This is a genomic window from Caulobacter sp. GSs2, assembly GCF_058680895.1.
In genome coordinates this window covers 1,191,307-1,211,894 of record NZ_CM178725.1, presented here as the reverse complement: position 1 = coordinate 1,211,894, position 20,588 = coordinate 1,191,307, and the positions used below count along the sequence as shown (strand labels likewise).

Annotated in this window: 19 protein-coding genes and 1 pseudogene; 15 read left to right on the top strand and 5 right to left on the bottom strand. The window is 66.7% G+C overall.

Annotation, left to right across the window (positions count from 1 at the left end; translation table 11 throughout):
• The first annotated feature begins 8 nt into the window (after positions 1 to 8).
• The 7 genes from ACW17Z_RS05945 (at position 9) to ACW17Z_RS05915 (ending at position 8,812) form a co-directional block, all read left to right on the top strand.
• A complete protein-coding gene (locus tag ACW17Z_RS05945; RefSeq protein WP_492057978.1) occupies positions 9 to 509 on the top strand; it encodes a cytochrome c-type biogenesis protein in 501 nt (166 codons plus the stop codon).
• A gap of 134 nt (positions 510 to 643) precedes the next feature.
• A complete protein-coding gene (locus ACW17Z_RS05940; protein ID WP_419317987.1) occupies positions 644 to 2,215 on the top strand; it encodes a trypsin-like peptidase domain-containing protein in 1,572 nt (523 codons plus the stop codon).
• A gap of 239 nt (positions 2,216 to 2,454) precedes the next feature.
• Positions 2,455 to 3,183 (top strand): GntR family transcriptional regulator, encoded by a 729-nt coding sequence (locus tag ACW17Z_RS05935; protein ID WP_492057977.1) that lies wholly within the window; start codon positions 2,455 to 2,457, stop codon positions 3,181 to 3,183.
• Positions 3,184 to 3,362: 179 nt separating this feature from the next.
• On the top strand, positions 3,363 to 5,753 hold the full coding sequence (locus ACW17Z_RS05930; protein WP_492057976.1) for a TonB-dependent siderophore receptor: 2,391 nt from the start codon (positions 3,363 to 3,365) through the stop codon (positions 5,751 to 5,753).
• On the top strand, positions 5,723 to 7,045 hold the full coding sequence (locus tag ACW17Z_RS05925; RefSeq protein WP_492057975.1) for an MFS transporter: 1,323 nt from the start codon (positions 5,723 to 5,725) through the stop codon (positions 7,043 to 7,045). The genes ACW17Z_RS05930 and ACW17Z_RS05925 overlap by 31 nt, the downstream gene beginning before the upstream one ends.
• A 58-nt stretch (positions 7,046 to 7,103) precedes the next feature.
• Positions 7,104 to 8,168 (top strand): LLM class flavin-dependent oxidoreductase, encoded by a 1,065-nt coding sequence (locus ACW17Z_RS05920; protein ID WP_492057974.1) that lies wholly within the window; start codon positions 7,104 to 7,106, stop codon positions 8,166 to 8,168.
• Positions 8,165 to 8,812 carry a cysteine hydrolase family protein gene (locus tag ACW17Z_RS05915; RefSeq protein WP_492057973.1) on the top strand — a complete coding sequence of 216 codons (648 nt, stop codon included), beginning with the start codon at positions 8,165 to 8,167 and terminating at the stop codon, positions 8,810 to 8,812. Before ACW17Z_RS05920 ends, ACW17Z_RS05915 begins: the two co-directional genes overlap by 4 nt.
• 89 nt (positions 8,813 to 8,901) lie before the next feature.
• Here the strand turns inward: ACW17Z_RS05915 and ACW17Z_RS05910 are convergent, their stop codons facing one another.
• Together ACW17Z_RS05910 and ACW17Z_RS05905 are read right to left on the bottom strand one after the other, a co-directional pair.
• A complete protein-coding gene (locus ACW17Z_RS05910; protein ID WP_492057972.1) occupies positions 8,902 to 9,594 on the bottom strand; it encodes a TorF family putative porin in 693 nt (230 codons plus the stop codon).
• A 266-nt stretch (positions 9,595 to 9,860) separates the two neighbouring features.
• Positions 9,861 to 10,688 carry an SDR family NAD(P)-dependent oxidoreductase gene (locus ACW17Z_RS05905; protein ID WP_419317973.1) on the bottom strand — a complete coding sequence of 276 codons (828 nt, stop codon included), beginning with the start codon at positions 10,686 to 10,688 and terminating at the stop codon, positions 9,861 to 9,863.
• 68 nt (positions 10,689 to 10,756) lie between these two features.
• Between ACW17Z_RS05905 and queF the strand changes: the two genes are divergently transcribed.
• A complete protein-coding gene (queF, locus tag ACW17Z_RS05900; RefSeq protein ID WP_419317971.1) occupies positions 10,757 to 11,212 on the top strand; it encodes a preQ(1) synthase in 456 nt (151 codons plus the stop codon).
• Between the two features lie 150 nt (positions 11,213 to 11,362).
• Here queF and ACW17Z_RS05895 read toward each other — a convergent pair whose 3' ends face one another.
• Positions 11,363 to 11,980: a nitroreductase family protein gene (locus ACW17Z_RS05895; protein WP_492057971.1), complete on the bottom strand. Its 618-nt coding sequence runs from the start codon at positions 11,978 to 11,980 to the stop codon at positions 11,363 to 11,365.
• Between the two features lie 4 nt (positions 11,981 to 11,984).
• Here ACW17Z_RS05895 and ACW17Z_RS05890 point away from each other — a divergent pair.
• The 5 genes and pseudogenes from ACW17Z_RS05890 (at position 11,985) to ACW17Z_RS05870 (ending at position 15,410) form a co-directional block, all read left to right on the top strand.
• Positions 11,985 to 12,663: pseudogene (locus ACW17Z_RS05890) on the top strand (NUDIX domain-containing protein).
• Between the two features lie 91 nt (positions 12,664 to 12,754).
• The gene (cysE, locus tag ACW17Z_RS05885) at positions 12,755 to 13,585 is read left to right on the top strand and encodes a serine O-acetyltransferase (RefSeq protein WP_419317967.1); all 831 of its coding nucleotides are present in this window, start codon (positions 12,755 to 12,757) and stop codon (positions 13,583 to 13,585) included.
• The gene (locus ACW17Z_RS05880) at positions 13,586 to 14,380 is read left to right on the top strand and encodes a glutaminyl-peptide cyclotransferase (RefSeq protein WP_492057970.1); all 795 of its coding nucleotides are present in this window, start codon (positions 13,586 to 13,588) and stop codon (positions 14,378 to 14,380) included.
• Positions 14,381 to 14,489: 109 nt separating this feature from the next.
• On the top strand, positions 14,490 to 14,696 hold the full coding sequence (locus tag ACW17Z_RS05875) for a DUF3126 family protein (protein ID WP_419317960.1): 207 nt from the start codon (positions 14,490 to 14,492) through the stop codon (positions 14,694 to 14,696).
• Between the two features lie 30 nt (positions 14,697 to 14,726).
• The gene (locus tag ACW17Z_RS05870) at positions 14,727 to 15,410 is read left to right on the top strand and encodes a GNAT family N-acetyltransferase (protein WP_492057969.1); all 684 of its coding nucleotides are present in this window, start codon (positions 14,727 to 14,729) and stop codon (positions 15,408 to 15,410) included.
• Here ACW17Z_RS05870 and ACW17Z_RS05865 read toward each other — a convergent pair.
• Both ACW17Z_RS05865 and ACW17Z_RS05860 read right to left on the bottom strand, forming a co-directional pair.
• Positions 15,407 to 17,398, bottom strand: a complete 1,992-nt coding sequence (locus tag ACW17Z_RS05865) for an OPT family oligopeptide transporter (protein WP_492057968.1) — start codon at positions 17,396 to 17,398, stop codon at positions 15,407 to 15,409. The genes ACW17Z_RS05870 and ACW17Z_RS05865 overlap by 4 nt on opposite strands.
• Positions 17,399 to 17,486: 88 nt before the next feature.
• The gene (locus ACW17Z_RS05860) at positions 17,487 to 18,290 is read right to left on the bottom strand and encodes a PhoH family protein (RefSeq protein WP_492057967.1); all 804 of its coding nucleotides are present in this window, start codon (positions 18,288 to 18,290) and stop codon (positions 17,487 to 17,489) included.
• A gap of 296 nt (positions 18,291 to 18,586) precedes the next feature.
• Between ACW17Z_RS05860 and ACW17Z_RS05855 the strand changes: the two genes are divergently transcribed.
• Together ACW17Z_RS05855 and ACW17Z_RS05850 are read left to right on the top strand one after the other, a co-directional pair.
• Positions 18,587 to 19,114: a gamma carbonic anhydrase family protein gene (locus ACW17Z_RS05855; RefSeq protein ID WP_492057966.1), complete on the top strand. Its 528-nt coding sequence runs from the start codon at positions 18,587 to 18,589 to the stop codon at positions 19,112 to 19,114.
• A gap of 411 nt (positions 19,115 to 19,525) precedes the next feature.
• Complete coding sequence (locus tag ACW17Z_RS05850; RefSeq protein WP_419317949.1) at positions 19,526 to 20,575, top strand: LacI family DNA-binding transcriptional regulator; 1,050 nt, start codon at positions 19,526 to 19,528, stop codon at positions 20,573 to 20,575.
• Positions 20,576 to 20,588: the final 13 nt, after the last annotated feature.

The window sequence follows — 20,588 nt, the reverse complement described above, 5'->3', positions numbered from 1 at the left end:
TGCGGGCCGTGATTGTCGCCCTGGCCGCGATCGCCTGCATGGCCGCCGCATCCGAACCCAATGAGCGCCTGCCCGACCCGGCGCAGGAGGCTCGCGCCCGGGTGCTGTTCCGCGAGGTGCGCTGCCTGGTCTGCCAGAACGAGTCGATCGACGATTCCCAGGCCGACCTCGCCGCCGACCTGCGGGGCGTCGTCCGGCAGGAGATCGCCAAAGGCCGCAGCGATCGCGAGGTCCGCGCGTTTCTGGTGGCGCGCTATGGCGAGTTTGTTCTGCTCAAGCCGCCGTTTTCGCCGGGCAACCTCGCGCTGTGGCTGGCTCCCTTGGGGATTTTGGTTGTCGGCGGCGGGCTGATGGCGACGCTTCTGCGTCGGCGGCGCGAAGACGGCGCGGTCGAGCCGGACGAGGCCGAGGGCCTGTCTTCCGAAGAGGAAGCGCGGCTTGCGGCCCTGCTTGAAGACAAAGGCCACGATTGCGCCGAAAAGACCCCGCAAGAAGCACCTCCGGCGTGACGCAAAGATAATTCGAGAACCATTGCGCGTTACGCCATCACGACTAGGTTCTTCTGCGAAGCACGTTTTCGGCGCCGGGCGTCGAGAGCGAACAGGTCCCGGCGCTTTGCGCCGTGGGTGAGGAAAGACAAGAGATGACCGCTAGGAAGTCGGGTTTCATTGTGGGCGCCGTTGCCGGCGCGGGCGTCGCCGCCGCCGCTCTGGCGGGCATGGGCATGCGGATGGGTACGGCCGGTGCGGCCGAGGCTCCCGCCGCGATCCGTGTCTCGACGGTCGCCGCCCCGTCCTTCGCGCCCCCGCCCGGGGCCCCGATGTCTTTCGCCGACATCTTCGAGCGGGTTTCCCCGGCCGTCGTCCAGATTGACGTGACCTCCAAGGCCAGCCCCTCGCGCGGCCTGCGCATCCCGGGTCTTGAAGGCTTCGACATCGTGCCGCGCGGTCAGAAGCCGGGCGCCGAAGGCGAAGACGACACCCCCGCCGCGCCCAAGCAGCAGTCCTCGGGCTCGGGCTTCTTCATCTCGGCCGACGGCTACATCGTCACCAACAATCACGTCGTGGCCGACGCGGACGAGATCAATGTCGTCATGAAGGACGGCCGCCAGCTGAAGGCCACCGTGGTCGGCCGCGACGAAGGCACCGACCTGGCGGTGATCCGGGTCACCGACCCCAAGGCCAAGGGCGCGGCCTTCCCCTATGTCGATTTCGAGAACCAGGCCAAGCCGCGCGTCGGCGACTGGGTCATCACCATCGGCAACCCGTTCGGCCTGGGCGGCACCGCCACGGCCGGCATTATCTCGGCCTATAACCGCGACCTGGGCGACAGCTCTTCGCGCTTCGTCGACTACATCCAGATCGACGCGCCGATCAACCGGGGCAATTCGGGCGGTCCCAGCTTCGACATCTTCGGCCGCGTGATCGGCGTCAACACGGCGATCTTCTCGCCGACGGGCGGCTCGGTCGGCATCGGCTTTGCGATCCCGGCCGACGTGGCCGAGGCGACCGCCAAGCAACTGATCGCCAACGGCAAGGTCGTGCGCGGCTATATCGGCGCCAACATCCAGGACTTCTCCACAGAGATGGCCGAAGCCCAGGGCATGCCCGACGTGAAGGGCGCCATCATCGCCGAGCTGGTTGCAGGCGCGCCTGCCGCCAAGGCCGGCCTGATGCCGGAAGACATCGTGACCGCCGTCAATGGCGTCAACGTCAAGAGCGGCTCGGAGCTGACCCGCGAAGTGGCCAAGGCCAAGCCGGGCGATTCCATCCGCCTGTCGATCCTGCGCGGCGGCAAGCCCCGCACGGTCGAGGTCAAGTCGGGCGTTCGCCCGGCCGAGGACGCTCTGGGCGCCAATGACAACGACAAGGAGGACGGCGGCGCGCCGGCCTCGCCCGACAAGCCCCAGAGCCAGAAGTTCGAGGCCCTGGGTCTGACCCTGGCCCCGCTGGATACGACGGCGCGCACGACCTACAAGATCGCGCCCGAAGTGCGCGGTGTGCTGATCGCCGGCGTCAAGGCCGACTCCGACGCGGGCGAGAAGGGCCTTGTGAAGGGCGACGTCCTGTCCAGCGTCAATGGCGTGGCGGTCAACTCCACCGGCGAAGTGGCTGAGGCGATCTCGGCGGCCCAGAAGGGCGGCCGCACCAGCGTGCTGGCCAAGGTGGTCCGCCAGGGCCGCCCGGTCTTCGTGCCGCTGAAGATCGCACCCTAGACGGGCCCCGCTCTGCTCCCCTTGCGGGATGGAGCTTGAGGTTCAAACCCATTGCCATCCCGGGAACAGGTCCCGGGATGGCAATGAAGGGGGCTTGGGAACGACCAAGCGCCGCATCAGCATCTATCCATCATCTGCCTTTGCGGCCGGCTCTCTGAAGGGTGAGCATCTGACGGCCTCTGGCGCGCTCTGACATTTCAGCCTACCTATCAGGGCTCAACCCTGACGGAGCCTCACCGGTGTCTTCTCTTCCTGCCAAGGACGCCCGGTCGCGGTTGCTGGTGCTTGACGTCTGTTCTTCGTCGGGACTGGAGGACTGGTCGCCCGATCTGCAGAAGGCCAAGGTCTATGAGCGGATCCTGCTGGACCTGATCCTGGGCGAACTGGCTCCAGGCGCGCGGCTGGACGAGCAGTCGCTGGCGGCGCGTTACGAGGCCGGCCTGGCCGGCGTGCGCGACGCCCTTGGCCGGCTCGCCCTGGAAGGACTGGTTATTCGGCGCGCCCGCTCCGGCACGCTTGTGGCGCCCCTGGATCTGGTCGAGCTGCGCCAGGGCTATGAGGCCCGGGCCCTGATCGAGCCGCACTGCGCGGGCCTGGCCGCTCGCCATGCCTCCAAGGCCGAAGCCCAGGCGATCTTCGACGCCTTCGAGGGCGGGGAAGAGGCCGCCGCCAATCGTGACCTGCCCCTGCTGGTGGCCATGGACCAGCGCTTCCACGCCGCCGTGGCCCGGGCCAGTCAGAACCTGTCCCTGGCCCGCATCCTGATCCCCCTGCAGCACAAGGCCGCCCGCTTCTGGGTGTTCTCGTTCAACGGCGCGACCGAGGCCGAACTGCTGGCCGACATTGAACAGCACCGCGACGTGGCCCGGGTGATCGCGAGCGGCGATGTCGAGGGCGCGCGGTCGGCGATGATGCGCGTGCTGAACGTCACGCCCGAGGCGGTGCAACGCCCGGCGGTCGAGGCCTGATCGGTCGCATTGACCCGGAACAAGCTCGGGTTCGAATTGTGAGGCTATAGCGCCACACTGGCCTCATAATCTTAACTGAAATGTCAGAAGGCATTTTGACCAACCCTGGGTCATCCACCAGATGGTGGACGTCGTCGCCTGGTTGCTCCTCCCGCCGGGCGAGGTTGGGGTTTCCTGTCATGTCGCTTCGACGCCTGCTGCTCTCGGTCACCGCCTTCACGATGCTGGTCGCCACCGGGGCCTATGCGGAAACCCAGGTCGCTGAACAGGTCGACGCCGTCCTGGTCCTGGCGCGCGACAAGGCGGGCCTTCTGGAAAAGCAGCCGTCCGATACGGTGTTCGGCATCGACAAGCCGCTGATCGAGACGCCGCGTTCGGCCAGCCTGGTCAGCGACCTGACCCTCGAGCGCTTCGGCATCGAGACCCTGGACGGCGTCAGCGCCGTTTCACCCGGGACCCATACCGCCAGTTTCTACGGCGTGCCCGGCGCGCTGAACATCCGCGGCACCCTGGCCGAGAACTATTTCCGCGGCTTCAAGCGGGTCGAGAACCGCGGCACCTATTCCACGCCGATCGGCGGCGCGGCGCGGATCGAGGTGCTGCGCGGTCCGCCCACGCCGGTCTATGGCGCCGGCAAGGTCGGCGGGCTGGTCAACTTCATCCCCAAGTCGGCGCGCGACGAGGGGCGTTTCCTGGCCGGGCCCGAGGGTGAGGTCACCGCCACCTTCGGCAGCTACAACAAGAAGCTCGTCACCGGCCAGTTCGGCGCGCCGGTCAGCCTGGGCGCGGCGCAGGGCGGGGTCTATGTCTATGGCGAGGTCGAGGACAGCCACAGCTACTACCGGGGCATCTATCCACGTCGGCAACTGATCGAACTGTCGGCCGATTTTGACCTGGGCAACGGCTGGAGCACGGCCTTTGGCGGCATGGGCTTCCACTCGGACGGCGACGTCCAGACGCCCGGCTGGAACCGCCTGACCCAGGACCTGATCGACAACCGCACCTATATCACTGGCCGCGACACCAGCCTGGTCGACGCCGATGGCAATGGCCGTCTCACACCCGACGAGGTTGGCTTCTATCCCTATGCCAGCGCGCTCTACATTCCGTACTACGGCTTCGCGAGCAGCGACCCGGCCCACACCCTGGACACAGGCGTCGGCACGACCAAGCTGAACCGCCGCACGGTCTATATCAGCCCGGCCGACTTCTCGAAGACCACCACCGGCACGCTCTATTTCGACCTGGCCAAGGACCTGGGCGGCGACAGGACGCTGAAGCTGCAGCTGTTCCACGACCGCCAGGACAATGAGCGCTTCGTCTCCTACGGCTACCCTTCGGCCATCGACGCCAGGGTCTCGGAGGCCCGCGTCACCCTGGCGCTTCCCACGACAGTCGGCGCAGTCAGCGCCAGGACCCTGGTCGGCGCCTCGCACCGCCGGTTCGAAGGGCGGCGCCGGGAGAGCTTCAATAGCGGCCTGATCGCCCTGGATCGCCGCGACATCGCCTTCGGGTTCACGCCGACCGACACCATCGACAGCCCGTTCACCGACGAGCCCGGCGGTATCGGCCTGCGCTGGGAGAACGACAATCGGTCGGACTGGACCCAGTCGGGCCTGTTCTTCACCTCCGATATCGAGGCCGGGCGCTGGAACCTGATCGTCGGCGGTCGCCATGATCACTACGAGGTCGAGAGCCAGGACACCGGCTTTCTCAGCTACACGATCGCCGGCCGGCAAGCGGATGACCGCAACAAGACGACCTGGAACGCCAGCCTGACCTACAAGACCCCGTTCGGCCTGATGCCCTATGTCAGCTACGCCAAGGCCTCGGCCTTGGAGATGAGCCAGGCGGGCGATATCGCGCCGTCGCTGGTGGCCGATGGGTCATGGCTGTCGAGCTCGGATCTCGCCGAGACGGGCGTGAAGTTCCAGCTGCTGGACGGCACGCTGGTGGGCTCGCTGGCCGCCTATCGCCAGAACCGCACCCAGCTGACCAACAGCTCGCCGCCGACCGTGCTGGGCACGCGCGCCAGGGGAGTCGAGCTTGAGGTTCGCTGGTTGGCCAGCGAGCAGCTCAGCTTCACCTTCACCGGCAACAGTCAGCGGACCACGATTAAGGGACCGGACGCCTCGTTCCAGTATATCCCGGCCTATACGGCGGGGGTGGCGGGACCGAGCGCCTATGGCGGGTCCTATGTGGTCTGGAGCTTCGCGAGTCTTCCCGGGCGGGGCGGCGACTATGCCTATACCCTGATCCCCAAGTCGGTGGTCAGCCTGTACGGCGCCTATACCAGCAAGGGCTATGACTGGGGCCAGGCCGGCGCGACCCTGGGGGTCAGCCACGTGAGCCGAACCGCAGGGACGGTGCAGAACGCTGTCCGCTATCCCGCCTATTCGGTGATCAACGGCTCGGCCTATGTGACGCGCGGGCCTTATACGGCTCAGCTCAACATCGATAATCTGTTCGACACGTTCTATTTCACCCCTGACGCCGATACCTATGCCAATCTGGGCGCGCTGCCCGGCAAGGGTCGCGAATGGCGTGTGACCCTCAAGCGGACGTTTTGATCTTGGCTCCAACGAACATTCGCCGCCTCTCGCTGCTGGCGGGGTTCAGTCTGCTTCTGTTTCTGATCACCGCCTCGACCTACGGGTCGCTGGGTGTGGTTCTGCCGGCGATGATCGGTGAGCTGGGCTGGAGTTTCGAGAAGGCGTTCCTGGGCTTTTCGGTGCTGGGCGTCTTCACCGGCGCCTCGTCCTGGCTGCCGGCCATCCTGATCCGCAAGATCGGTGTGCGAGGGACCCTGCTGCTGGGCTCGGCGGTGCTGAGCGCCGGCCTGCTGGGCTTCGCGGGGTCCGAGAGCATCGCCCGCTACTATGTCGGTGCAGCCCTGTGCGGGATCGGCTTCCAGATGGCGGCGCTGATTCCCGGCACCCACGTGTTGTCGGCGCTGTATCGCAAGCGCGCCCTGCCGTTCGGGATTTATTTCACCTTCGGCTCGCTGGGCGGCGTCGCCGGCCCGTGGATGGCCCTGGCGATCATGGGCGGCAGCGACAATGACTGGCGACTGTACTGGCTGGTTCAGGCGGTTCTGGCCTGCGTCGTGGGCGCGGTCTGCGCCGCGATGGTCGGCGGTTCGAAGTGGCTGGCGCAGGCCGCTCATGACGTCGATGTCGAGGTGGAGCAGGAAGCCCGAGAAGCCCCCGCCGACGCCAGGATCCATCGCACCTCGCACGAGTGGACCGTCCAGGCGGCGCTGCGCACACCGCAATTCTATGTGCTGGTCGCGGCCTATTTCACCCATCTGCTGACCGGCGTGACGGTGGCCAGCGTGTCGGTCAGCCATATCGGCGAGATCGGCGTCGCCGCCGGCATGGCCGCCGCAGCGGCGGCCGCTATCGGGGCCAAGATGCTGAGCCTGGAATCACTGATGCAGACCCTGGCCCGGCTGGGTGGCGGCCTGATTGGCGACAGCATCGATCCCAAATGGCTGCTGGTCGGGGCGCAGGCGATGCTGGTGGCGGGCCTGCTGGCCCTGGCCTCGGCGACCACCGTGCCGCTGATGCTGCTCTATGCCGTCGGCACGGGGGTCGGCTTTGGCCTGACCGTCCTGGCCGTGACGGTGCTGCTGCTCAACTATTATGGCCGGCGCAGCAACCTGGAGCTCTTTTCCCTGACCTGCCTGGTCGGGGCCGTCTCGGCGGCGGGTCCGTTCATCGCCGGCGCGATGCGTGACCGGCTGGGCGGTTTCGCGCCGACCTTCCAGCTTTTTGCGGCCGTGATCGCCGTGGTCTTCGTGGCCGCGCTGTTCATGCGCCCCCCCGTTCCGCCCGCCGACATGGTCGACGTCCCCGACTGAACCGGGCAGGGATGAAGATCGGCAGTTTTCGCCCGCCGACCGCGTGCTACGAAAAGGCATGAACGCGTCTTCTCCCCATCACAAGGATTTCGGCGTCTTCCTGCCGGTGGCCAATGGCGGCTGGATCGTCTCCGAGACGACGCCGCGCATCGACGGCCTGTATCCACAGAACCGAGCCGCTGCCGTGCTGGCCGACGAGATCGGTCTCGACTTCATCATGTCGATGGCCAAGTTCCGGGGCTTCGGCGGCGCGACCGATCACTGGGGCACGGTGCTGGAATCGGTGACTCTGATGGCGGGCCTGGCCGAGGCCACCAAACGGGTAAAGATCTGGGCGACCCTGCATCCGCTGCTGCAGAACCCGGCCGTGGCGGCCAAGATGATCGCCACCCTGGATCACATCAGCGGCGGCCGCGCGGGGCTCAACATCGTCGCCGGCGCCTATCGCGAGGAATTCGCCCAGATGAGCGCCTGGGATGAGGCGCTGGATCACGACGACCGCTACGCCCTGGCCGAGGAATGGACCCATGTGGTCAAGCGGCTGTGGAGCGAGGAACGGGTCACTCATCATGGCCGCTTCTTCAATCTCGATGATTGCCAGTCTGAGCCCAAGCCCCTGTCGCGGCCTCGCCCGGACCTGATCTGCGCGGGCAGTTCGGCGCGCGGCTTTGCCTTTGCCGTGGCCGAGGCGGACGCCTGCTTTATCGGCGGGGCCACCACCGCTGATCGCCGCGACGCCAGCCGGCGCGCCAAGGCGATGGCGCAGGCGCTGGGCAAGTCGATCCGAACCTACGCCATGTGCACGGTCGTCCACGCCGACACCGACGAGGCCGCGCAGGCCTTGGCTCAATCCTATGCCGACGGGGTTGATCTGGGCGCCGTGCGAACCATGTTGCGAAGCTGGGGCGCGCCCGCCGAAAAGCTGGATGCTGCGGCCCTCAGGCAAGGAGCGTTCATGACCGAGACCGTGATCGGGTCTCCGGCGACCTGCGGCGAGAAGATCGAGGCCTTTGTCGCCGATTGCGAACTGGACGGCCTGATGCTGATCTTCCCCGACTATGTCGCAGGCCTGACCATGTTCGGCGCCGAGATCCTGCCGGGTCTGCGGCGGCGCTTCGCATGACCCAGGTCCAGCTCGAGCCAGACTGGATCGCGCCGGGCCGGACGGCCCTGCTGATCGTCGACATGCAGGTCGACTTCGCGGCGCCGGAAGGCGTGATCGGCCGCATGGGCGTCGATCTTTCGACCGTGGGGCCGGCCCTGGCCTGCGCTGAACGCCTGGCCGAGGCGGCGAGAGCGGCGGCCGTTCCGGTGATCTTCGTGGGCCTGTCGACCACGCCTGGAACCGACTCGCCGATGTGGCGCGAGCGGATGGCGCGGCGGGGCGGTGATCCCGATGTCGAAAGCGATCTTTGCCGGGCAGGGCGGGTCGGCTCTGACTTCTATGGCCCCAAGCCCGTCGCGGGCGAACTGGTGCTCGAGAAGATCCGCTACAGCGCCTTTGCCGGCACGGGCCTTGGCGACAGGCTGCGGGCGCGGGGCATAGACACCCTGATCCTGTGCGGGCTGACCACCGAGTGCTGCATCGACTGCACGGCCCGGGACGCCTTTCATCAGGACTTCCACGTCTTCGTGCCGGCCGACGCCTGCGCCGCTTACGAGGCCGACGTGCATGAGGCGGCGCTGAAGGTCATGGGTCTGAACTTCGCTATCCTGACCGACGTCGATGCGGTGGTGGACGTCTGGGGCCGGGGGCTCCGGCCGTAAGGCGCGGACGGTCAGCCCAAAGCAAAGAAAAAGCCGCCCCGGGTGACCGGGGCGGCTCCGTTCTGCGTCAATGACGCGAGACGTTATTCTTAGAACGCGGCCTTCAGGCTCACGGCGACGCGCGAGTCGTAGATGGCGCCGTAGCCATGCTCGTCGGTGTCGTGATAGCGCAGGTCGAGGCCGAGGTTGCTGGTGATGGCGTAGGTCGCGCCGATGTTCCAGGTGTTGTAGTCGCCAGCGAGCTTGATTTCCTGGTGACCGAGGGCGGCGCTGACCGAGATCTTTTCAGAAACCGGCATCGAACCGTTCACTTCGTAGTAGAACGCGCGGCCGGTGTCGGCCGGGAATTCCGGCGAGTAAAACGCCACGACGCCGAGGGTTGCGGGGCCAAAGCTGCGCGAGGCGGCGGCCTTCAGTTCAAGGTAGCTGAACGAACCGGGGATGCCCTTGTCCTTGGAATAGCCGTAGTAGACGAGGCCCAGGTCCAGGTTGGTGTCGCCCACGACAGGCTTCACGCCGGCATAGATATCGATTTCTGCCGAAGGGTCTTCGACGCCGAAGTCGACGTTCGAGGCCCAGACGCCCGCATAGCCAATGCCGTAGGTGGCGTCGACGCCGCCGAAGATTTGCGGATCTTCCTGGGTGTTGCTCACGCCGCGGAAGACGTAGTCGCTGGCGACGCCAACATTGTAGGACAGCTTCAGCGAGTCTTGCGCCATGGCGGCGCCGCTGAGAGCAACGGTAGCTGCGGCCGAAGCCAGCGCGATCTTCATGATGTTCATGGTGGTCTATCCCCTTCTTTGTGTCGCCTCCCGGAGGCTGGCTCCGAGTTCGACGGCGCCTGCAAGCGCACTGTGTCGACGACTCATTAGTCGCCGACCATCATGTAGTTGCAATCGCAGTGGGCAAAGCGCCAGCACGAACGGCGGTATTCGACTAAAGTTTGAACTTAGTGTGACGAATTTGCTTCAGAATGAACGACCTAAGCCACGATGCAGCGTTAAGGCTTGATTGACCTTTACCCGTGTCTTTCGCGCATCGCTGGTCTCTATCGCATTGAAAGACTCGCGCCGCCCAGATGCAGGCCGGCGTCCACCAGCAGGGTCTCGCCGGTCACGTGACGTGAAGCGGGAGAGGCGAGGAAGACCGCCGCTCCGGCCACATCCTCGGCCGTTGAGGCGACCTTGAGCGGGGTCGCGGCCGCCGCGCCGGCCCGCAGGCGATCCACCCTGTCGGCGTCCATCGCCTTGCCAAACCAGGGCGTATCGATGAAGCCGGGGCAGATGGCGTTGACGCGGATGCTGGGCGCCAGGGCCCTGGCCAGCGACAGGGTCATGGTGGTCATCGCGCCCTTCGAGGCGGCGTAGGGCACCGAAGAGCCGTTGCCGACCACGCCCGCGATGGACGAGGTATTGACCACTGCGCCGGGCTGCGGCGCAGCCTCGAGCAGGGACCGGGCGGCGCGAACCATCTGGAAGGCGCCGACCACATTGACGCTGTAGAGCCGCAGGAAGTCCTCGGCGTCGACCGCATCGAGATCGGCGTGGTTGGGCGCGAACTTGGTCATGCCGGCGTTGTTGAACAGGGCGTCGATCCGGCCGCTCGCGGCGGCGGCCTCCACAATCCTGCGGCAGTCGGCGTCCTGCGAAACGTCGCCCTGGGCCAGCACAGCCTTGGCGCCTTCGGCCTCAATGAGGCGGGCGGTTTCCTCGGCGTCCTGCGCGTTGCTGGCGAAGTTGACGACGATCAGGCCGGCGCCGCGCCGGGCGGTTTCCACCGCAATGGCCCGGCCAAGGCCCGTCGAGGCGCCGGTGACCACAACCGTGAAGCCTTCGAAATCCCGTCCCATCATGATGGTCCTCCCACGTTCGAACATGTGTTTGGACTTTTGTAGCGACCGGACACCCGCTTGTCTCGGGCGCTGGACGAGCCTAAATCCCGGCGATGACAGACCTCAACGTCACCCAGCTCGGCCAGATGGTCGACGCGCCCGCCAGTCCCGAGGCAGCGGTTCTAGAGCGCGTGCCCAATCCGCAGTCCGACGTGCTCTATCTGGCGCGCTTCGTGGCCCCGGAGTTTACCTCGCTGTGCCCGGTCACCGCCCAGCCCGATTTCGCGCACCTGGTCATCGACTATGCGCCGGGCGACTGGCTGATCGAGAGCAAGTCGCTGAAACTGTATCTGACCAGCTTCCGCAATCACGGCTCGTTCCACGAGGACTGCACGGTCAAGGTGGCCCGCAAGATCGTCGAGATCGCCCAGCCGCGCTGGCTGCGCATCGGCGGCTACTGGTATCCGCGCGGCGGCATTCCGATCGACGTTTTCTGGCAGACCGGCCCGGCGCCGGAAGGTCTGTGGGTCCCGGATCAGGGCGTTGCGCCCTATCGCGGCCGGGGCTGATCTAGACTTTCGAGAGTCGGCGACGGTTTGCGCGAACCTTCCAGCGCGGGTGGCAGGGCGAGCGCGCGGCCACCGCCGGGCCTGTCGTTCCCAACTGTCTGTTCATGGTCGGCATCGGCCGCGCCAAACGCGCGGGACGAGGCTTTGGCGCTAGCCAGGCGTCCATTCGCTGGTAATCGCCGCCACATCTGGCCGGACCCGTTCCTGGGGCTGCTCGCTTGACGTGCCCAGATAGAGAAAGCCGGCGACCTTTTCGCCCTCGGCGACGCCCAGGATCTGGAGCGCGCGCGGGTCGTAGGAATACCAGTCGGTGATCCAGTTGGCGCCCCAGCCCATGGCGGCCGCGGCCAGCAGCATCTGCATGCACACCGCCGAGGCGCTCTGGCGCTGCTCCCATTCGGGGATTTCACCGGGGATGTGACGCGAGATCACCGCCACGCAGACCGGCGGGCGGGTCAGCTTGCGCAGGGCGGCGTTGGCCTTGACCGGATTGGCTTGGTCGCTGGCCAGCGCTGTGATCTTCTCTGCGAAGACCTCCTTGGCCGCGCCGCGCAGGATCACGAACCGCCAGGGTGACAGCTTGCCGTGATCGGGCACGCGCGCCGCCAATCGCAGCAGGTCGGTCAGTTGCGCGTCGTCAGGACCCGGCGCGGTCAGGCTCATGGCCGAGGCCGAGCGGCGACGGGCCAGAAAGCTCAGCACCGACGGCGAGGTCTCGATCGGCAGGGTTTCGCCAAACGCCGGCGCGAGGGGAACGGAACCGGTCAAGACGATCTCCACGAAGCATTGTAGGAGCAGACACCTATGGCCGCCCGCCGGCCGCCACAAGTCGCGAGCCTTCGATGTCCGACAAACCTTCGTGGTTGAAGCCGCACGGAAAGCCCTGGAGCGTCAGCAGCAGTAAGCTGGTTTACGACAATCCATGGATCACCCTGACCGAGTACCAGGCCATCGCCCCGACGGGCCGGCCGGCGCTGTATGGCAAGGTCGGGTTCAAGAACCAGGCGATCGGCGTGGTGCCCCTGCACGAGGACGGCACGGTGACCCTGGTCGGCCAGAACCGCTTCTCGCTGGCCAACTACAGCTGGGAGCTGCCGGAGGGCGGCGCGCCGCTGGACGAGGATCCTTTGGAGGGCGCCAAGCGCGAACTGGCCGAGGAGGTTGGGCTGCAGGCCGCCGACTGGCGCCCGATCCTGCGGATGGAGCTCTCCAACTCGGTCACCGACGAGATCTGCCACGGCTTTCTGGCCATGGACCTGACGCCTACGCCGACCGCGCCGGACGAGACTGAAGATCTGGCCGTGGCCCGCGTGCCCTTCGCCGAGGCTCTGGACGCGGCGGTGGCCGGGCACATGCCGGACTCGTTGACGGTGGCGCTGCTGCTCAGGGTGCACCATATGGCGGTCAGGGGAGAGCTTCCGAGCGATCTCGCCCGTCTCGTGCTACAATAGGCGCGAGAGGGCGAAGGCGGGGCCTTTCCCAACAGGACTGGTGCGTCTTCAAAAAAGATGCTCTAGTCCCAGCAGGCAGAGGGAGAGCCCGGTGGCCAAGCATCTGGAAGTCGTAACCGACCAGTCGTCCGTCCCCGTCTGGGCGGCGCTGCGCAACCAGGCCGAACACGCCGCCAAGGCCGAGCCGGCCCTGGCCTCGCTGCTCAATGCGGTGATCCTTAGCCACGACAATCTGGCCGACGCCCTGACCTTCCAGCTGGCGCGCAAGCTGGGCGACCAGGAAATGCGGGCCATGACGGCGCGCGAGTTCGCCGCCGAAGCCTTCAATTCCGACCCGGCCCTGGTCACCGCCGCCGAGGCCGACCTGATGGCCGTGTTCGAACGCGATCCGGCCTGCAAGGGCTATGTCCAGCCGTTCCTGTTCTTCAAGGGCTTCCTGGCCCTGCAGACCCACCGCGTGTCGCACTGGCTGTGGAGCGAGGGCCGCGAGACCCTGGCCTTCTATCTGCAGAGCCGGTCCAGTGAGGTCTTCCAGGTCGATATCAATCCCGCCGCCCGTATCGGCCAAGGCGTGTTCATCGACCACGGCACCGGCATTGTCATCGGCGAGACGGCGGTGGTCGGCGACGACGTCTCGATGCTGCATGGGGTCACTCTTGGCGGCACGGGCGCTGATCGCGGCGACCGCCACCCCAAGATCGGTCGCGGCGTGCTGCTGGGCGCCGGCGCCAAGGTGCTGGGAAACATCACGGTGGGCGACTATGCCAAGGTTGCCTCGGGTTCAGTGGTGCTCAAGCCCGTGCCGCCGCACTGCACGGCCGCCGGCGTTCCGGCCCGCATCGTCAACTGCCCGACCTGCGAAGAGCCCGCCAAGTCGATGGACCAGACCCTGTCCGAGGCCGTCTACGACTACGTGATCTGAGTGCGGTCCGGCCCGCTCAAAAATCTGGGTCTCGCGGCTCTGCTGGCCGTCTGTACCGCTGGGTCGGCCTGGGCTGGCGCACCGCTTCGATACGGCTATGAGGTCGTAAAAACCTATCCGCACGATCCGGGCGCCTTCACCCAGGGCCTGCTGTGGCGTGACGGCTTTCTGTACGAAAGCACCGGCCTGCATGGCCGGTCCTCGGTCCGCAAGGTGACGCTGGAAACCGGCGTGCCCGAGCAGGAGCGCCTGATCGACAGCCGCTATTTTGGCGAGGGGATCGTTGACTGGAAGGACCGGCTGATTTCGCTGACCTGGCAGGGGGAGATGGGCTTCGTCTTCGACCTGGGCAGTTTCGAGCGGATTGGCGAGTTCTCCTATCCCGGCGAGGGCTGGGCCCTGACCCGTGACGAAACGCGGATCATCATGAGCGACGGCACCGCGTTCCTGCGATTCCTCGATCCCGAGACGCTTAGGGAGACCGGCCGTATCCAGGTCATGGACGATGGCAGGCCTGTGGATAACTTGAACGAGCTGGAATGGGTGAAGGGCGAGGTGCTGGCCAATATCTGGCAGACCGACCGCATCGCCCGCATCGATCCCGCGACCGGCCGCGTGACAGGGTGGATTGATCTGGCGGGCCTGCTGGGCGAGGCCGATCGGGCCGGCCGGCAGGTCGATGTGCTGAACGGCATCGCCTATGACCCGGCGGCCGACCGGCTGTTCGTTACCGGCAAGCTGTGGCCCAGGCTGTTCGAGATCAAGCTGACGCCCAAGGCTGGTTCGCCGCATTAGCAGCGACTGAGTCACCGGCCTTGGCCGAAGCGGCTTGCGACTCCGGCACGGAACGCTAGGTTCGCCTCAACATGCGCCACGGCGCTCAACGAGAAAACAGGAGCTCCCCGTGGACGCTGAATCCATCGCCAAGATCGAAAAGCACCTGAAGCGCACCTTCGGCAATCCGCATATCGCGCTGAAGGCCCGTCCCAAGCAGAAGGATTCCGCCGAGGTCGAAGTGGCCGGAGAATTCATCGGCGTCGTCTTCCAGGACGAGGACGAGGACGGCTCGTTCATGTTCGAAATGGCGATCCTGGCCGAAGACCTCGACTAGAACCACGACAGGCCAGGCCGGCAGGGCGAGATGAGTTCGCACGTCCTCGACCGGCCGGTCTGGTCGGCCTTCACGGGCCGGCAGGCGGATCGTGCGATCCGCCGGGGCCTGGCCCTCCGGGTCGCGCCGGCGTTTGGCCTGTTCACCGCCGCGGCCGACACCTCGATAGAGGCCCTTTCCGATCTGGGCGCCCTGGTCGTCGAGCATGGCGTCGGCGGCCTTGTCGAGCTTGCCGCGCCGCCGCCCATTCCAGGGACTCTGGTCGTCTCCAGCGCAATGTGCCTGCAGATGGTCGCCGAGACCGTCGCGCCGGCCTGGGACGTCGCCTTCGAGATGCTGCCGCTGGGCGACGCCGATGCGGCCGAGATGCTGGCCCTGGCCACCCTGACCAAACCCGGCCCCTTCTTCGCTCGCACCCATCAACTGGGCAGCTTCATCGGCGTGCGCGTCGACGGCCAACTGGTCGCCATGGCCGGCGAGCGGATGCGCCCTGAGGGCTATACCGAAGCCAGCGGGGTCTGCGTGCATCCCGATCACCGGGGCAAGGGCTATGCCGCGCGGCTTCTGCGCGAAGTGACGGCCAGGATCCTGGCGCGCGGCGAGAAGGCGTTTCTGCATAGCTATGCCGACAACGCCGCCGCCATCGGCCTCTACGGGTCGCTGGGCTATCGCGGCCGGCGCGAGGTGGTGTTCACGATCCTGGCGGCGGCCTAGGCCTCAGCCGTCTTCGCCGCCGCCTTTCGCGCCCAGCCGTAGAGCGCCAGGATCACGACCGCCGCAGCGACCAGGGCCAGGATCATGCCGGTGTGCTCAGGCGGCGCGAATGGCACGGCCAGGGGCGAGGGGTTGTTGGTTCCGACGATCAGACCCGCCAGGGCGACGTTGAACAGGCTCTCGCCGACGATGAAGCCCGAAGCCACCAGCACGCCCATGCGCTTGGCGGGCTCGGCCGTGCGGTCCTTGCTGACCACGCGCTCATAGATCCAGCCGATCACGGCGCCGACCACCACGGGGGCGGTCACCGCGCTGGGCAGATAGATGGCCAGGCCTACGCCCAGGGGCGGCAGGCTGAGGCGCTGGGCGCTCGCGCGGCGCACCAGAATGTCGACCAGCACCAGGCCCAGACCGATCGCGGCGCCGATGCCCAGCAGGTTCCAGGGCAGAACGCCGCCCATGACGCCCTTGGCCAGGGTGGAGATCAGCGTGGCCTGGGGCGCGCCGAGGTTTTCGGCGCCGGCGACGGTGCTGAGGTTGGGGGCTCCGGTGAAGCCGTTGGAGCGATTGAGCAGTTCCAGCATCACCGGAATGACCATCGATCCAGCCAGCACGCCGATCACCAGGGCGACCTGCTGCTTCCACGGGGTGGCGTCGACCAGCTGGCCGGTCTTCAGGTCCTGCAGGTTGTCATTGGCGACCACGGCCACGGCCAGAACGATGGCGGTGACGAACAGGGCGAAGGCGACCAGGGCGGTGGTGACGTCCGGTCCGATCGTCGTGCGGCCGATCGCCCCGACCATCAGCGAGGCGCCCAGCACGGTCAGGATGGCGATGCCCGAAACCGGGCTGTTGGACGAGCCGATCAGGCCGGCCATGTAGCCGCAGACAGCGGCGGCCAGCAGGCCGGCAAAGACCAGGAACGCGACGGCCGAGATGATCAGCGGCGTTGCGATGGCCGATAGCGGCCCGCCGCTGAGGAAGTGGGCCATAATCCAGCCGGCCGGGGCCAGCAGGGCGGTGGCGACGATGCCGACGATCAGGATCGGAATGTCCTGCTCGACCCGGGGGATCACGGCGCCATCGACGCGGCGGGCCTTGCCGGCCTCGAAGGCCGAAACCAGGCCCTGCCAGATCGGGACGATCAGCTTGCCCAGGGTCCAGATCGCGGCGGCGCCGATGACGCCCGCGCCCAGGAAGCGGACCTTGGTGCTCCACACCGTCAGGGCGTGGTCTGCGGCGCTGGCGCCCGGCATCGGGAAGATGTGGGTCATGATCGGCACCAGCACGGCCCAGGCGATGGCCAGGCCGGCGAACATGGCGATGCCGACGGTGATGCCCATCAGATGCCCCGCGCCCATCAGGGCCAGCGAGCTGGACGCCCCCAGGCCGGTCGCGCCGGCCCCGGCCTTGAAGTAGCCGGCCACCTCGCCGGCGAAGATCTTGGCGGCCGCCAGGGCGGCGAACAGCGCCGAAGCCAGGGTGCCTGCGGCGACAGCGACCAGACCGGCCTTGCCCTCGGCGGCGCCTTCGCGCGAGCCGGTGCCGACCTTCAGCACTTCGGCGGCGGCGACGCCCTCGGGATAGGGCAGGTTGGAATTGGTCACCAGGGCCCGGCGCAGGGGGATGGTATACATCACGCCCAGAATGCCGCCGACCGCGCAGGCCATGAAGGTGGTGAAGAACGGCACATGCGCCCACCAGCCGATCATCAGCAGGCCGGGCAGGACGAAGATCACCGAGGCCAGGGTGCCCGCCGCCGAGGCGATGGTCTGGACGATGTTGTTTTCCTGGATGGTCGAGGTCTTGAAGGCCCGCAGCAGCGCCATCGAGATCACCGCCGCCGGGATCGAGGTCGCGAAGGTCAGGCCGACCTTGAGGCCCAGATAGACCTGGGCCGCCGTGAACACCAGGGTGATGGCGATCCCGAGCAGCACGCCGCGAATGGTGAATTCCGAGCGTGGAACGGCGGTGGCGGCATCGGCCATGAGGCGATCCTGAAACAGTTAAGGCGGCCGGACCTTGCACGTCCGGCCGCCCCAAACTCAAGCCTTCGATTGAGCCGCTGTTAGGAAATCACAGAACGCTCAGCATCTCCGCGACCAGGGGGTGACGGACGATGTCGCGGTCAGCCAAGCGGACCACGCCGATGTTCTCCAGCGCTTCGAACTTGGCGGCCACGTCGGCCAGGCCCGAAATGCCGGGCAGCAGGTCTGACTGGTTGGGGTCGCCGGTGACGACCATGGTGGAGTTCCAGCCCAGGCGGGTCAGCAGCATCTTCAGCTGCATGTAGGTGCAGTTCTGGGCCTCGTCGATGACCACGAAGGCGTTGTTCAGGGTGCGACCCCGCATGAAGCCCACGGGCGCGATCTCGATGGCGCCCTCGGCCATCAGCGCGCGCATGCGCCGGGTCGAAAGGCGGTCGGTGAGGGCGTCATAGAGCGGGCGCAGATAGGGGGCCAGTTTGTCTTCCATGTCACCGGGCAGATAGCCCAGCGACTCGCCGGCCTCGACAGCGGGGCGCGACAGGACGATGCGGGCCACGCTGCCGGCTTCCAGGGCTTCAACAGCCTTGGCGATGGCGATGTAGGTCTTGCCGGTGCCTGCGGGGCCCAGCGCCATGACCAGGTTCTTCTTGTCGATGGCCTCCATCAACTCGGACTGGCCTGGAGATTTGGGTTTTATGGTCTTGAGGTAGCTTTGATCCCGCTCCGGCCCTTTTGCGGCCCCGTCAGGCCCCAGGGGCGACCAGCTATTGCCTCGCTCCCGAATATCGACCGGCAAGCGACGCACCTTGGCGTCGTCGCCATAGTGGCCGGTCTCGGTCGCGCCTTCGCGCGCCATACGCTTCAGGGCTCGCTTGGTCATGAAAGCCTCCATTCAGGCATAAAAAAAAGGACGAAGCCGTGTGGCGTCGTCCTTGGCGGTGGGGAGGAGATGAACGAAGGCGCGTGCGCAACGGGCGGCTCGGTGCTGGACCGAGAGGGCGGTGGTTCCGAGGAACGCCTGTACGCCAAAAGCGACACCCTGATCTCCGTCGTCGGGAGCCGGGGCCGAACATCGACCCCGGTGGGAATCGATGGGATTTCTCCCCTCGAATCGCCCGACTAGGATGATGCTAACGTGGTTTCTCAGATGTTAATCAAGCGACGATTTCAAGAAAATGGGGTGTACGGATGACTGTCTATTCCTTGGGCGCCGCTAGCCCGATCCTTCCCGAGGCGGGCGAATACTGGATCGCCCCGACCGCATCGGTCATGGGCAATGTCATTTTGAAGAGAAACGCCAGTATATGGTGGGGCGCAATTGCTCGGGGTGACAACGATCCGATCGAGATCGGTGAGAACAGCAATGTTCAAGACGGTTCAGTACTTCACACCGACCATGGTGCGCCGCTGACCATCGGGGCCAACGTGACCATCGGTCACATGGTTATGCTGCATGGCTGCACCATCGGCGACGGCTCGCTGATCGGGATCGGGGCGATCGTGCTCAATGGCGCGAAGATTGGTCGCAACTGTCTGATCGGCGCCGGGGCCCTGATCACCGAGGGCAAGGAAATTCCCGACAATTCGATGGTGATGGGCGCGCCCGCCAAGGTGGTGCGCGAGATTGGCGAGCAGCATGCTCTGATCCTTCAAGGCTCGGCCCTGCACTATGTCGAGAACTGGAAGCGCTACAGCCGCGACCTGTTGCCCGTCTGACCTGCGGCTTCGGGAGCGCCGCTTCCTGTCGGGGGAGGAGTCGGAAGCGGCGCTCTCGATCCCGCATGGAATCATCACGTGCGGGGCAGGCGTTCGACGCCGGCGCTCAGATCGCCTGCAGCCGAAGCCGGAAGGCGAACCCGGTGGGGCAACCAGATCCGCACTCAACCTAAAGCGTCAGCGCCGACTTGGTTGCATCGCGCAGTGAACTCGCCTGTGGCGAAAAGCCCTCGGTGATCAGTCCTGGCGATGGATCGAGACGCGCTTGACCCTGTTCGTTCCGTGGTCAGCCAAACTTGACCGTGCAATGTCCCGGCGGAAGATCGGCAGGCGCGGCCGCTTGCATCCCTCAGGCAAGCTGTTGCAAAGCTCTCCGCACCCGTTTCCGAACGCGCCTTCCGGGAGGGTCGCTTGAAATCCAAGAAGCCGACCATTGACGATGTCGCCCGCGTCTCTGGCGTGGCGCGCGTCACGGTTTCCCGCGTGCTGAACGGCGGGCCCAATGTCCGCGACGAGGTGCGCGACAGGGTGATGCGGGCGGTCGAAAGCCTGGACTACAAGGTCAATCCCCAGGCGCGCAGCCTGGCGGGCGGCGCCAGCCGGCTGCTGGCCTTTGTGTTCGCGTCCGACCCCGACAAGGAGCCCAATTCCTACTACGAGTCCGCTCTGGAACTTGGCGCCCTGCGCGCCTGTCTGGCCCTGGGCTACCAGGTGCTGATCCAGAACGTGCCGCAGAATACGCCTGATCGTCAGAAGCGGGTGATGGACCTGATCACGACCCAGCGCTGTGAGGGTCTGATCCTCTCGCCGCCCTACAGCGATGACGTCGAACTGATTGACGCGGCGCTGGCCCTGGGCTGTCGCGTGGTGGCGGTGTCGCCGGGCGGGATGGGGCGGGGCAGGGCAGACAGCGTCGGCATCGATGACGAGGCCGGCGGCTACGACATGGCCCGTGAGCTTCTGCGCCTGGGTCATCGCCGGTTCGGCTTCATCGCCGGCCTGGAGGGGCACCTCTCGGCGGACCGACGCCTGGAAGGCTTCAAGCGCGCCCTGGCCGAGCAGGGGCTTGGCGACGAGGCCTATGTCATGGTTCGCGGCGACTTCACGTTCCGGTCAGGCACCCGCCTGGCGCCGGAACTGCTGGATCACGCCCTGAAGCCGACGGTCCTGGTCTGCGCCAATGACGACATGGCCGCCGGAGGGCTGTCGGCCGCTCACGCTCGGGGGCTGAGCATTCCCGGCGATCTGTCGATCACCGGCTTCGACGATGCGCCGGTCGCCGGGATCGTCTGGCCGCCACTGACGACGGTGAATCAACCGGTGAAGGACCTCGGCCAGCGGGCCGTCGAGCTTCTTGTCGCCCGTCTGACCGGCGCCAATCTGGCGTCCGAGCCCGTCTTCCATCTTCTCGACCATATGGTCGTTTCGCGACAAACAACCGCGCCGCTGCCGGGTCGTTGAACGCCGTTTCTGT